Genomic DNA, 13,422 nt, shown 5'->3' with positions numbered 1-13,422 from the left:
CCGGTGCGGGACCTACGACGATCGGCGCCCGATCTTCGACCCCAGCCACACCAGCGGGTCGTACTTGCGGTCGACGGCCCGTTCCTTCAGCGGGATCAGCGCGTTGTCGGTGATCTTGATGCCCTCGGGGCAGACCTCCGTGCAGCACTTGGTGATGTTGCAGTAGCCGAGCCCGTGCTCGTCCTGGGCCGCGCGCTTGCGGTCCAGGCCGGTCTCCGCGGCGGCGTCCAGCGGGTGCATGTCGAGTTCGGCGACGCGCATCAGGAAACGCGGGCCCGCGTACGCCCGCTTGTTGTCCTCGTGGTCGCGCACGACATGGCACACGTCCTGGCACAGGAAGCACTCGATGCACTTGCGGAACTCCTGCGACCGGTCCACGTCCTCCTGGAACATGCGGTACTCGCCCGGACCGAGACCGGCCGGCGGGACGAACGCCGGAACCTCGCGCGCCTTGGCGTAGTTGTAGCCGACGTCCGTCACCAGGTCGCGCACGACCGGGAAGGCACGCAGCGGGGAGACGGTGATCGTCTCCTCGGGGTCGAAGACCGACATACGGGTCATGCACATCAGCCGGGGCCGCCCGTTGATCTCCGCGGAGCACGAACCGCACTTGCCCGCCTTGCAGTTCCAGCGCACGGCGAGGTCCGGCGCCTGGGTCGCCTGGATCCGGTGGATGATGTCGAGGACCACCTCGCCGTCGTTGACCTCGACCGCGAAGTCCTCCAGGCCCCCGCTCCGGGCGTCGCCCCGCCACACCTTGAAGCGGGCCTCGTAGCTGCTCATTCGTACAGCTCCTCTTCGGCGAGGTACTTGACCAGCTCCTCCTTCTCGAAGAGGGCGAGCAGGTCGGAGCGGATGGGTTCGGTGGTCTCGCGGGAGAGGGTGATCTGGCCGCGCACGGGGTCCGTCGCCGCCAGCCCGCCCGTCGGGTCGGTCAGCCGGCACAGCAGGTTGATCCGGCGCCAGTCGCGGTCCATCGACGGGCAGTCCTCGCGGGTGTGCCCGCCGCGCGACTCCGTGCGCTCCAGCGCGGCCCGCGCCACGCACTCGCTGACCAGCAGCATGTTCCGCAGGTCCAGCGCGAGGTGCCAGCCGGGGTTGAACTGCCGGTGCCCCTCGACCCCGGCCCGCCGTGCCCGTACCCGCAGCTCGGCGAGTTTCTTCAGCGCCTGCTCCATCTCGCCCTCGCGGCGGATGATGCCGACCAGGTCGTTCATGGTCTGCTGGAGTTCCTGGTGCAGGGTGTACGGGTTCTCCGGCGGTCCGTCCGCGGGCTCCCCGCCCTGCTCGCCCTCCGCCGAGAACGGCCGCAGCGCCTCCGCGGCCGCCGCGTCGACCTGCGTCTCGTCCACGCTCGGACGTGCGGGCGCGGCCCCCAGCGCGTACTCGGCCGCGTGCCACCCGGCCCGGCGCCCGAACACCAGCAGGTCGGACAGCGAGTTGCCGCCGAGCCGGTTGGAGCCGTGCATGCCGCCCGCGACCTCCCCGGCCGCGAACAGCCCCGGCACCCCGCGGGCCGCCGCCGTGTCCGAGTCGACCGCGATGCCGCCCATCACGTAGTGGCAGGTCGGCCCGACCTCCATCGGCTCCGCCGTGATGTCGACGTCGGCCAGCTCCTTGAACTGGTGGTACATCGAGGGCAGCCGGCGCCGCACGACCTCGGCCGGCATCCGCGTCGACACGTCCAGGAACACCCCGCCGTGCGGTGAGCCGCGGCCCTCTTTGACCTCGGAGTTGATGGCGCGGGCCACCTCGTCACGGGGCAGCAGTTCCGGTGGGCGCCGGTTGTTGTCCGGGTCCTCGTACCAGCGGTCCGCCTCCTCCTCCGACTCGGCGTACTTCTCCTTGAAGACGTCGGGGATGTAGTCGAACATGAACCGCTTGTCCTCGGAGTTGCGCAGCACCCCGCCGTCGCCGCGCACCGACTCGGTGACGAGGATGCCCTTCACCGACGGCGGCCAGACCATGCCCGTCGGATGGAACTGCACGAACTCCATGTTCAGCAGCGGCGCCCCGGCGAGCAGCGCGAGCGCGTGCCCGTCGCCGGTGTACTCCCACGAGTTGGACGTCACCTTGAACGACTTGCCGATGCCACCGGTCGCGACGACGACCGAGGGCGCCTCCAGCACGAAGAAGCGGCCGGACTCGCGCTCGTAGGCGAAGACCCCCGAGACGCGGCCGCCCACGGGGGAGCCGCCGTCGGGCGCGGTCTTGAGGACCCTGGTCACCGTGCACTCCTGGAAGACCTTCAGCCGGGACTCGTAGTCCCCGGTCTCCCGGTGGTCCTCCTGCTGCAACGAGACGATCTTCTGCTGGAGCGTGCGGATCAGTTCGAGGCCCGTGCGGTCGCCGACGTGCGCCAGGCGCGGGTACTCGTGCCCGCCGAAGTTGCGCTGCGAGATCCGGCCGTCCTTCGTACGGTCGAACAGCGCGCCCCAGGTCTCCAGCTCCCACACCCGCTGCGGGGCCTCCTGCGCGTGCAGCTCGGCCATCCGCCACTGGTTGAGGAACTTCCCGCCGCGCAGGGTGTCGCGGAAGTGGACCTGCCAGTTGTCGTGCTCGTTGGCGTTGGCCATGGCCGCCGCGATGCCGCCCTCGGCCATCACGGTGTGCGCCTTGCCGAACAGCGACTTGCAGATCACCGCGGTGCGCGCTCCGCGCTCGCGGGCCTCGATCGCGGCGCGCAGCCCGGCGCCGCCCGCGCCGACCACGACGACGTCCCATTCCTGCCGGTCCACCACGGACATCACAAGGCCCCAGTCGTCGTACTCATCAGAAGAACCGCGGATCGTCGAAGGCGCCGGAGGCGACCAGGTACACGTAGAAGTCGGCGAGCGCCACGCTGAGCAGGGAGGCCCAGGCGAGCTGCATGTGGCGGGCGTTCAGCCGGCTCACGAACTGCCAGAGGCGGTAGCGCACCGGATGCTTCGAGAAGTGCTTGATCTTGCCGCCCACGATGTGCCGACAGGAGTGGCAGGAGATGGTGTACGCCCAGATCAGCGCGATGTTGACCAGGAAGACGAGGGTGCCGAGCCCCATGTGGCCCCAGCGGTAGTGCTGGTCGCGGAAGGCCAGCACGGTGTCGTAGGTCAGCACGCCGGCCACCAGGATCGCCGCGTAGAAGAAGTACCGGTGGATGTTCTGCAGGATCAGCGGGAAGCGGGTCTCGCCGGTGTACGTGCGGTGCGGCTCGGCGACCGCGCAGGCCGGCGGGGACGCCCAGAAGCCCCGGTAGTAGGCCTTGCGGTAGTAGTAGCAGGTCAGCCGGAAGCCCAGCGGGAAGATCAGGATGATGATCGCCGGAGAGATCGCCCACCAGCTGCCGAACAGGTCGGCGTTGGGGCCCGCATGCATGGTCCGGCAGTTCTGCGCCAGGCACGGCGAGTAGAACGGCGAGACGTACGGCGCCGCGTAGTAGTGCGCGTTGGCGAAGGCCCGCCAGGTCGAGTACACGACGAACGCGAGCAGTCCGGCCGCGGTGGCGGCGGGCGCCAGCCACCACCGGTCGGTCCGCAGATGCCGGGCGGCGATCCGGGCCCGTCCGGGGGAGCGGACACCGCCGCCGAGCGCATGGGGTTGTGTGCCGGGGGGTTCGGTACCTGTGGCCAATGCGGGACGCACCTTTCTGTCAGGCTCGTCTCCGGGACACTGGAGCCGGTGTCGAGCCCCTTCGGGTCACTCGCGGTCGGTTCAGGGGGCGTGGCGGTCGCGGGCGCCGAGGCCCTCGTCGTCCGAGTCCGTCCACAGGGAGATGTCGTAGGGCGCGTCGGAGATGGTGACGAGCGCGGGCTGCTGCGGCGCGGCCCGGTCCTGGGACGCCTCGCGCAGCAGGGCGACACTCTCGCGCAGATGGTCGGCGTCGGTGCGCACGCGGCGTATCTCCAGCCCGCCCGCGAGCTGGTGCTCCAGTCGGCCCACCGACCGCAGCAGATCGTCGAGAGCGCGCTGGACCGACGTCAGGTCGTCGTGCACGGACATGACGTGACCTCACTTCCACGGGCGCGGGGCCCTAGGCGGCGACGTTCATGCGCCTGCGAGTGTTGCGCGTCACACCTGTCGGTGGGAAGGGATGTGCATCGATTGGCGGAATGCACACCCCACGCGCACGCCCGCACGCGCTCCGGGTGCGCCGGAGGCTGCCTGCGCCGAACGGGTGACCTTGCAAGCCCGCTCCGCCGTGTCGCCTCCGGCTGACGAACCCTTTCCTCTTCAGTGGGCCGTAGATCTGATGAACACCAAAATACCGCCAAATGCGATCAAACCCTACCCGTGCCACCGGCGGGAGCGGCTCCACGGAGGTAGCACAGATGTCCTACGACGGTGTCGGTCCGGGCGCGGTCATGCGCTCGGTCGCCTTCCTGACCGCGGGCGCCCTCGCGGTGCCCCTGCTCGCAGGCTGCGGCTCGGACGACGAGGGCAGCAAGCCGCTGGCCGCCCAGGACATCGCGCCCGCCGCCCGCAACCAGATCGCCGACGGCGGCAGACTGCGCTGGGCCGTGGACGCGATGCCGCAGACGCTGAACACCTTCCAGGCCGACGCCGACGCCGGCACCACCCGCATCGCCCAGGCGGTGCTGCCCGCCATGTTCCGGCTCGACGCGAACGGCCGTCCGCAGCGCGACGCCGACTACCTGGAGTCCGCCCGGGTGGTCGAGACCGAGCCCAAGCAGGTCGTCGTCTACCGGCTCAACCAGCAGGCCGTCTGGAGCGACGGCCGCGAGATCGGCGCCGCCGACTTCGCCGCCCAGTGGCGCGCCCTGTCCGGCAAGGACTCGGCGTACTGGACCGCCCGCAACGCCGGGTACGACCGCATCGAGAAGATCGAGCGCGGCGCCAGTGACCTGGAGGTCCGGGTCACCTTCGCCCGCCCCTACGCCGACTGGCGGTCGCTGTTCTCGCCGCTGTACCCCAAGGACGTCATGGGCACCGCGAACGCCTTCAACGACGGCGCCCGCAGAAAGCTCGCGGTCAGCGCCGGACCGTTCGCCGTGCGGAAGATCGACACCAAGTCCAAGGACGTCGTCCTCGGGCGCAACCCGCGCTGGTGGGGTCACCCGGCCAAGCTGTCCGAGATCGTGCTGCACGAGGTGCCCGGCGACAAGCGGGCCGCCGCCCTCGCCGAGGGCTCCGTGGACGTGGCCGACATCGAACCCGGCGATGTCCAGCGGATCACGGCCGCCGCCCAGGGCGGCAGCCCCTTCCGGGGCCCGGCCGGCGGCCGCACCGCCGCCAAGGCACTGCGCTCCTGGGCGGTGCTGCACGGCTCCGACGACAAGGCCGCCGACCACGAGCGCCGCGCCCTGGCGGCGGAGCGCACGTCGCTCACCGCCTATCTGCGCCAGCAGGAGTCACTGCGCGACTTCCAGGTGCGCAAGTCGCTGGAGCCCGCCTACACCCAGCTCGCCCTCAACGGCTCCGAGGGCCCCCTGGCCGACGAGCGGGTCCGCCAGGCGGTCGCGCACGCGCTGGACCGCAAGGAGCTCGCCGAGATCGTCCTGAAGCCGCTCGGCCTGCCCGCGGTCCCGGTCGGCAGCCACCTCGCCCTGTCCGGCCAGAACGCCTACGCCGACAGCAGCGACGCCCTCGGCGGCGAGGACTCCGCCCAGGCGCGGGACCTGCTCGCGGACGCCGGCTGGGTGCCCGGCCCGATCAAGGAGCAGAAGGACGCCAAGAAGGCCGAGAAGGGGGACAAGGCGGCCGGCGGCGAGGGCCACGGCTCCCCGAACTCCGCCGGTGACGGGACGTACATCGTCGGCCAGAACGACGACGTGGAGGACGGCAAGGGACCCGGCCGGAGCGAGCAGGACCGCGACCACCGGGACCAGGAGCAGAGCCGGCCGGGCGACGGCGGCCCCAAGCAGCTCGCCCAGGACGGCAGGCAGCAGTACACCGGCGACCACCTCAAGCAGGGCGGCGCTCCCGGTGCCTACGCCCCCAAGGGCACCGCCGCTCCGGGGCCCGCCGCCGCGGGGCCGCTGGCCAAGGACGGCAAGCCGCTCACCTTGCGCTTCGTGGTTCCCTCGGGCCCCGGCTCGGACTCGCTGCGCAAGGTCGCCGACCGGGTGACCGTCATGCTCAAGAAGGTCGGCATCGGCACGGAGATCACCAAGGTGCCCGACGAGAGCTACTTCCGGGACCACATCGCCTCCGGGCAGTTCGACCTCGCGCTGTACTCCTGGCCCGCCTCCGCCTGGCCGGCCACCGACGCCCGGCCCATCTACGCCAAGCCGGTGCCGGCCGCCGACGGCTCCCTGAACGTCCAGCAGAACTACACGCGCGTCGGCACCGACCAGGTCGACCAGCTCTTCGACCAGGCCCTCACCACCCTGGACGAGGGCGAGCAGGCGGGCCTGCTGCGCAAGGCCGACGCCCGCATCTGGGCGGCGGCCGGGTCGATCCCCCTCTATCAGCGGCCCCAGCTCACGGCCGTCCGCAGGAACCTCGCGAACGTCGGGGCCTTCGGCTTCCAGACCCCCGTCTACGAGGACATGGGCTTCCTGAAGAAGGGGGCGCAGCCGTCGGGCGGCGCCTCAACGAAGGGCTGACACGCCCGGAAACGCCGGCAGGCGCCGCTCCGGAGAGCGGCGCCTGCCGGTTGGTGTGCCCGAGGGTCAGGAGTGCTTGGCGCGGCTGGCGGCGCGGGCGCGGTCGCGCTGGTCGAGGACGACCTTGCGGATGCGGACCGCCTCCGGGGTGACCTCGACGCACTCGTCGTCGCGGCAGAACTCCAGCGACTGCTCCAAAGAGAGCTTGCGCGGCGGGACGATCGCCTCGAACGAGTCGGCCGACGACGACCGCATGTTGGTGAGCTTCTTCTCCTTGGTGATGTTGACGTCCATGTCGTCGGAGCGGGAGTTCTCACCGACGATCATGCCCTCGTACACCTCGGTGCCCGGGTCCGTGAACAGCACGCCGCGCTCCTGGAGGTTCGTCATCGCGAAGGCGGTGACGGAGCCGGAGCGGTCGGCGACCAGGGAGCCGTTGTTACGGGTCTGCAGCGTGCCGAACCAGGGCTCGAAGCCCTCGTGGATGGAGTGGCCGATGCCCGTGCCGCGGGTCTGGGTCAGGAACTCGGTGCGGAAGCCGATCAGGCCCCGGGACGGGACGACGAACTCCATGCGGACCCAGCCGGAGCCGTGGTTGGACATGTTGTCCATCCGGCCCTTGCGCACGCCCATGAGCTGCGTGACGGCGCCCATGTGCTCCTCGGGCACGTCGATCGTCATGCGCTCGACCGGCTCGTGGACCTTGCCGTCGACCTCCTTGGTGACCACCTGCGGCTTGCCGATGGTCAGCTCGAAGCCCTCGCGGCGCATCTGCTCGACCAGGATGGCCAGCGCCAGCTCGCCGCGGCCCTGCACCTCCCAGGCGTCCGGGCGCTCGGTGTCCAGGACACGCAGCGAGACGTTGCCGATCAGCTCGCGGTCGAGGCGGTCCTTGACCTGGCGGGCTGTGACCTTGCGGTCCTTGACGGCCGCCTTCGCGTCGGCGCCCTTGCCGGTGCCGCCGCGGCCGACCAGCGGGGAGGTGTTGGTGCCGATGGTCATGGAGATCGCCGGCTCGTCGACCGTGATCAGCGGCAGCGCGATCGGGTTCTCGGTGTCCGCGAGGGTCTCGCCGATCATGATGTCCGGGATACCGGCGACGGCGCAGATGTCACCGGGGCCGGCCTTCTCGGCGGGCTTGCGGGTGAGCGCCTCGGTCATCATCAGCTCGGAGATCCGCACGTTGTGCACGGAGCCGTCGCGCTTGATCCAGGCGACCGTCTGGCCCTTGCGCAGCTCGCCCTGCTCCACGCGCAGCAGCGCGATACGGCCGAGGAAGTTGTCCGCGTCCAGGTTGGTGACGTGCGCCTGGAGCGGGGCGGCCTCGTCGTAGGTGGGGGCCGGGATGTGCTGGAGGATCGTGGAGAAGAACGGCTCCAGGTTGGTGGAGTCGCCGGGGACCGTGCCGTCCTCGGGCTTGGTCAGCGAGGCGATGCCGTCCCGGCCGCAGGCGTAGACGATCGGGAACTCGATCTGGTCCTCGTCGGCGTCCAGGTCCAGGAACAGGTCGTAGGCCTCGTTGACGACCTCGTCGATCCGGGCGTCGGGCCGGTCCGTCTTGTTGATGCAGAGGATGACGGGCAGCCGGGCCTGGAGGGCCTTGCGCAGCACGAAGCGGGTCTGCGGCAGCGGGCCCTCGGAGGCGTCGACGAGCAGGACGACGCCGTCGACCATCGACAGGCCGCGCTCGACCTCACCGCCGAAGTCGGCGTGGCCGGGGGTGTCGATGATGTTGATCGTGATGGGCTCCCCGCCGTCCTTGGGGTGGTACTTCACCGCCGTGTTCTTGGCGAGGATCGTGATGCCCTTCTCACGTTCCAGATCGTTCGAGTCCATCATGCGCTCGTCGACCTGGTCGAGCTGATGCGCGGCGAAGGCGCCGGCCTGCTTCAGCATGGCGTCGACGATGGTGGTCTTGCCGTGGTCGACGTGGGCGACGATGGCGACGTTGCGGATGTCGTGGCGCGTGGCCATAGTGAGGCGTACTCCCGAAGTGTGCGGACGACCTGCGCGTACGTCGGTGTTACGCGGGCCCTGCCGGGCGGGGACCCGCCACGGCCTCACCCCATCGTACGGGGTGCTGTCACCCTGCTGTCGCCGCCGACCGGCGCGAAGGCCGCAACCGACCGCAAGCTCACGTTTCCCTCAAGTCGCTCGTATCCCTTTGGATCACGACTGTCTACTTTGACCTGACCTCGTCATTCGGCGAGGCCGGGAACCCGGCCGGTACCAGGCCGGGCCAGTGGAAACGGGGAGAAGGCAGTGACCATGTGAGCCGGGATACAAGTCCGCGACCTACCGCAGGACCGTCACCTCCGGCCGGGAGGTCACCGCCGGGGCCAGCTACTCGGCCGGCTGGGTCATCTCCGGCATGGACGCCCATGTCTCCGGGACCCTGACCAAGGCGGGGGAGAAGGCGAAGGAGACGAGCGAGTCGGTCACCCACAACTTCAACAAGCCGGGGACCTACGTGGTCTTCAGTGGCGTCAAGAAGGCCTCCGGCTATGACAAGCCCAAGACCTGCAACAGCAGCGGCACGGGCTGGTCCAAGGAGGGCCACGGCAAGGCGCACAGCTGGGGTCGGGAGCCCCGGCCCCGCTCCGTTCGCAGGTGGGATCGGTCGATCGAGGGTTTTCCCTAGGGGAACGGCCCGGGGCCGCTCAGGGATCGCGCCGGCGACTCCGCGACGCTAAGGTGGCGCAAATGTGCGTACCCCTCGGTGGGTGTGTCCCGGTTCCTCCCGCTTGCGGCGTCGAGAGCATGACTCCGCCGACGAGCGCAACTGATTTCCCGTCAGATTGTCCGATATCCGGACGTGCGATTCCGATAGTTGTGTAACAAGTCCGTTTCGCAGGGATCTTTCGCGAAACGGTTTGTCCGGATTTTGGAAGATGTAGCCATCAGGTGTGATCGAACCGAGACCGAATGGCAGTGGTCCGACCGGTGAGCGATGGCAGATAGTTAGGCGCGTAGAGCTCGGGTCGACGGGTCATGCGCTGCAGGAGGCGCCGACTCACGAGCGTTGCGGGTGCACGTGTACCTTCCCCGTTCTTCATGACCGTGGGATGTCGTGTGCTCCGCCTTGCGGTGAACACAGGACTCAGAGGAGGAACCCATGCGTGGTGCCAGGAGCGCCAAGTGGGTCGCTGGTGCAATCGTCATAGCCCTGGCTGCGACCGCCTGCGGAGGCGGCGACGACAGCAGCAGCGGTAGCAAGGGCTCCGGCAAGGACGGTGGCTCCTTCCGGATGGGTATCACCGAACCGGTGGCCATTGACCCGTACAACGCGCAGGAGTCCGAGGGCATCCTCGTCACGACCAACCTGTTCACCGGTCTGTACCTGCCGACCGCCGACGGTCAGGTCCTTCCGGCGCTGGCCACCTCCAAGAAGGTCAGCAAGGACGGCAAGACCTGGACCTTCGGCATCAAGAAGGGCACCAAGTTCACCAACGGTGAAGCGGTGGACGCCGAGTCCTTCATCCGCGGCTGGAACCGCGTGGCGCAGAAGTCGGCCGCGTCCGACGTCGCCTACCACATGGCCGGCGTCGAGGGCTTCGGCGACGTGCAGTCGGGCAAGGCCAAGACCCTGTCCGGTCTGAGCGCCCCGGACCCGTACACCCTCCAGGTGAAGCTGTCCGAGCCGGACTTCGAGTTCTACATCAAGCTCACCCACACGGTCTTCAGCCCCGTCCCGAAGGTCGCGGGCGACGCCAAGAACAAGGCGTACAATGACGCCCCCATCGGCAACGGCCCCTTCAAGATGTCGGGCAAGTGGGAGCACAACAAGTCGATCACGCTCGTCCGCAACGACGACTACGGCCTGACCAAGGCGCACCTGGACAAGGTGCAGATCGACATCCTGAACTCCAACAACGGCGTGACGCTGGAGTACCAGGGCTTCGAGTCGGGCCAGTACGACTGGGCCCGTATGCCCACCCCGCAGCTGCCGGCCGCCAAGGCCAAGTACGACTCGCAGGGTGAGTGGCTCGAGCAGGACACCAACGGTATGAACTACCTCCTGCCGATCACCGACAACGGTCCGCTGAAGAACGCGAAGGCCCGCGAGGCCGTCTCCTACGCGATCGACCGGGACGCCATCATCAAGGGCGTCTTCCAGAACATGCAGAGCAAGTCGACGACGATCCTGCCGCCGGCGTTCAAGGACGTGTACCAGAAGGACCTGTGCACCTCCTGCGTCGCGCAGGACAAGGCCAAGGCCAAGCAGCTCGCCAAGGAAGGCGGCCTGAAGCCGGGCACCACCATCGAGCTCGGCTACAACACCGGCGCGGGCCACGAGGAGTGGATCCAGGCCGTCAAGCAGCAGCTCGAGGAGGTCCTCGGCGTCAAGGTGAAGGCGACCGGCAAGCCGTTCGCCGAGCTCCTCGGCGACCAGCAGAAGCCGAACGCGACCGGCCTGTACCGCTTCGCCTGGGGTGCGGACTACCCGACGCCGGACAACTTCCTGTACCCGCTGCTGGACACCGCGTCGATCAACAAGGACGCCTCCGGCAAGGTCACCGGTGACAACCGCGGCCGCTACAGCAACAAGAAGTTCGACGACCTGCTCGCCAAGGCCCGCGCCACCGAGGACCAGGCCGGCCGCAACGAGATCTACAAGGAGGCGGAGAAGGTCGCCATGGACGACATGGCCCTGATCCCGCTCTGGAACCGTCACCAGCTGCGTCTCGCCAACACCAAGAAGTTCGACAACATGGCGATGGACTTCCACGAGGACCCGAACCTCGCTGAGATCAAGCTGAAGTAACGGGTCGCCGCGCACGGCGCGGAATCCGGAAACCGGGGGTCGTGGGGTTCGAGCTGGGGCTCGGACACCACGACCCCCGCCGACCGTCGGGAGAGGTGTGATCCACCTCTCCCGCCCCCACCCCACCCCCCCACATTCCGGGGCGCGAGGGAGCTGCTGAGGAAGTGGCAGCGAGGTAGAGAGGCAGTTATGGGAAGGTACGTGGTCCGCAGGCTGGGCCAGCTCGTCGTGGTCGTGCTCGGCGCGACGATGATTCTGTTCGCCTGCCTGTTCGTGATCCCCGGTGACCCGGTGGGTCAGATCGCCGGCAGCGACAAGGCGCGGGACCCGGCCGTCATCGCGGAGATGCACAAGCAGTACGGACTCGACAAGCCGCTGGTCGTCCAGTACGGGACGTACGTCGGCAAGCTTGTCACCGGGGACCTCGGCACGGACTACACGCAGGACCGCCCGGTCACCGAGATCCTGGCCCCGAAGCTGGGGAACACTGCGAAGCTGGCGGTCGCGGCCATCGTGATCGACGTCATCATCGGCATCTCGGTCGGCGTGCTCGCCGCCATGCGCAGATACTCCATCTGGGACGTGTCGGCGACCTTCCTCACGACCCTGGCCATCGGCGTGCCGTCCATCGTGCTCGGCATGATCATGCAGAGCATCTTCGTCATCAAGCTGGGCTGGTTCCCGCTGATCGCCGGCGACAGCTTCGAGGGCATCGTGCTCCCCGCCATCACCCTCGCCATCATCGACGCGGCCCTCGTGGCCCAGCTCGCGCGCAGCACGATGCTGGAGGTACTGCGCGCCGACTACGTCAAGACGGCCATCGCCAAGGGCCTGCCCCGCCGGACGGTCCTCGCCCGGCACATCATGCGCAACTCGGTCATCCCGGTGATCACCTACCTGGGTATCTCCTTCGGCTCGCTGCTCGGCGGCGCCATCATCACGGAGACGATCTTCAACTGGAACGGCATCGGCCTCGCGCTGATCCAGGCGATCGGGCAGAACAACAACCCCATCATCGTGGGGGTCGTGACGATCGGTGTGGCGGTCTTCGTCGTGCTGAACCTGATCGTCGACCTGCTCTACGCCGCTCTCGACCCGCGCATCCGCCTTGCCTGACCCGCAGGGTCGTTTTCCTCTAGGAGTCACACAATGACCGAACTCGTCTCGGGCACGGGAGAGCCGACGGCGGCCGGCCCCGCCCCGGCGCGCCCGGACGCCGAACCCAGCGTCGCCAGGGTCAGCCAGTGGTCCGACATCCGGCACCGCTTCTTCGCCAACAAGCTGGCCGTGGTGGGTCTGGCGATCATCGTCGTCCTCATCCTCGTCGCGATCTTCGCCCCGCTGCTCGCGCCGTACGACCCGCTCAAGCAGAACCTGATGAACACGCTGCAGGCCCCGGGCGGCGATCACCTGCTGGGCACCGACGCCCTCGGGCGCGACCAGCTCTCGCGGCTCATCTACGGCAGCCGCATCGCCATCGTCGTGGGTCTCGCCTCGATCCTCGTGGCCCTCACCATCGGCATCCTGCTGGGCTCCCTGGCCGGTTACTACGGCCGCTGGGTCGACACGGTCATCATGCGCGTCGCCGACATCTTCTTCGCCTTCCCGCTGCTGATCGGCGCCATCGTCATCATCCTGGTGATGGGCCGCGGCGTGCTGCCCGTCGTGCTCTCGCTCGGCATCTTCACCTGGGCGACCTTCGCCCGCCTGCTGCGCAGCCAGATCCTCTCGGTGCGCGAGATGGACTACGTGCACGCGGCCAAGGCGCTGGGCGCGAGCCAGGGGCGGATCATCCGCAAGCACATCCTGCCCAACTCGCTGACGTCGGTGCTGGTGTACGGCACCAGCAACGTCGGCATCGCGATCGTGGCGGAGGCGTCGCTGTCGTACCTCGGCGTCGGCGTCGACCCCGAGGTCGCCGAGTGGGGCAACATGATCTCCGCCGGCCGCGGCTTCATGGGCGTCAAGGACTTCATGTGGACGTACCCGAGCCTCGCCATCGTCATCACCGCGCTGGGCTTCATCCTGCTGGGCAACGGCCTGCGCGACGCGCTCGACCCGAAGCTGCGGTGAGGCACCGCCATGAGTCGAACCCCTGTGACCAAGCACGAT

10 protein-coding genes are annotated in these 13,422 nt (G+C 69.0%); 5 read left to right on the top strand and 5 right to left on the bottom strand.

The features are described from left to right. Positions 1 to 12 precede the first annotated feature (12 nt). The 4 genes from ACIP4X_RS07790 to ACIP4X_RS07775 form a co-directional block, all read right to left on the bottom strand. Complete coding sequence (locus ACIP4X_RS07790) at positions 13 to 783, bottom strand: succinate dehydrogenase/fumarate reductase iron-sulfur subunit (RefSeq protein ID WP_401347210.1); 771 nt, start codon at positions 781 to 783, stop codon at positions 13 to 15. Further along, complete coding sequence (locus tag ACIP4X_RS07785) at positions 780 to 2,747, bottom strand: fumarate reductase/succinate dehydrogenase flavoprotein subunit (RefSeq protein WP_391459600.1); 1,968 nt, start codon at positions 2,745 to 2,747, stop codon at positions 780 to 782. The genes ACIP4X_RS07790 and ACIP4X_RS07785 overlap by 4 nt, the downstream gene beginning before the upstream one ends. 25 nt (positions 2,748 to 2,772) lie before the next feature. Continuing rightward, complete coding sequence (locus tag ACIP4X_RS07780; protein WP_358728893.1) at positions 2,773 to 3,609, bottom strand: hypothetical protein; 837 nt, start codon at positions 3,607 to 3,609, stop codon at positions 2,773 to 2,775. 81 nt (positions 3,610 to 3,690) lie between these two features. Then, positions 3,691 to 3,978 (bottom strand): hypothetical protein, encoded by a 288-nt coding sequence (locus tag ACIP4X_RS07775; RefSeq protein ID WP_358728895.1) that lies wholly within the window; start codon positions 3,976 to 3,978, stop codon positions 3,691 to 3,693. Between the two features lie 329 nt (positions 3,979 to 4,307). Between ACIP4X_RS07775 and ACIP4X_RS07770 the strand changes: the two genes are divergently transcribed. Next, positions 4,308 to 6,545, top strand: coding sequence for an ABC transporter substrate-binding protein (locus ACIP4X_RS07770; protein ID WP_391459596.1), 2,238 nt, complete (start codon positions 4,308 to 4,310; stop codon positions 6,543 to 6,545). A gap of 66 nt (positions 6,546 to 6,611) precedes the next feature. Here ACIP4X_RS07770 and typA read toward each other — a convergent pair whose 3' ends face one another. Beyond that, entirely contained in the window at positions 6,612 to 8,519 is a 1,908-nt protein-coding gene (gene typA, locus ACIP4X_RS07765; protein ID WP_358728899.1) for a translational GTPase TypA, read from the bottom strand. 397 nt (positions 8,520 to 8,916) lie between these two features. Here typA and ACIP4X_RS07760 point away from each other — a divergent pair, with 397 nt between their 5' ends. The 4 genes from ACIP4X_RS07760 to ACIP4X_RS07745 all read left to right on the top strand — a co-directional run bounded on the left by ACIP4X_RS07760 (position 8,917) and on the right by ACIP4X_RS07745 (position 13,383). After that, positions 8,917 to 9,186 carry a hypothetical protein gene (locus ACIP4X_RS07760; RefSeq protein ID WP_401347205.1) on the top strand — a complete coding sequence of 90 codons (270 nt, stop codon included), beginning with the start codon at positions 8,917 to 8,919 and terminating at the stop codon, positions 9,184 to 9,186. Positions 9,187 to 9,660: 474 nt separating this feature from the next. Beyond that, on the top strand, positions 9,661 to 11,310 hold the full coding sequence (locus tag ACIP4X_RS07755) for an ABC transporter substrate-binding protein (RefSeq protein WP_358728903.1): 1,650 nt from the start codon (positions 9,661 to 9,663) through the stop codon (positions 11,308 to 11,310). A 189-nt stretch (positions 11,311 to 11,499) separates the two neighbouring features. Next, positions 11,500 to 12,426 (top strand): ABC transporter permease, encoded by a 927-nt coding sequence (locus tag ACIP4X_RS07750; RefSeq protein ID WP_358728905.1) that lies wholly within the window; start codon positions 11,500 to 11,502, stop codon positions 12,424 to 12,426. A gap of 33 nt (positions 12,427 to 12,459) precedes the next feature. After that, positions 12,460 to 13,383, top strand: a complete 924-nt coding sequence (locus ACIP4X_RS07745) for an ABC transporter permease (protein WP_358728907.1) — start codon at positions 12,460 to 12,462, stop codon at positions 13,381 to 13,383. Positions 13,384 to 13,422: the final 39 nt, after the last annotated feature.

Source organism: Streptomyces sp. NPDC088817 (assembly GCF_044750345.1).
GTDB lineage: Bacteria > Actinomycetota > Actinomycetes > Streptomycetales > Streptomycetaceae > Streptomyces.
Note: the sequence above shows the minus strand (reverse complement) of the source record. Positions and strands in the feature narration are given on the sequence as shown.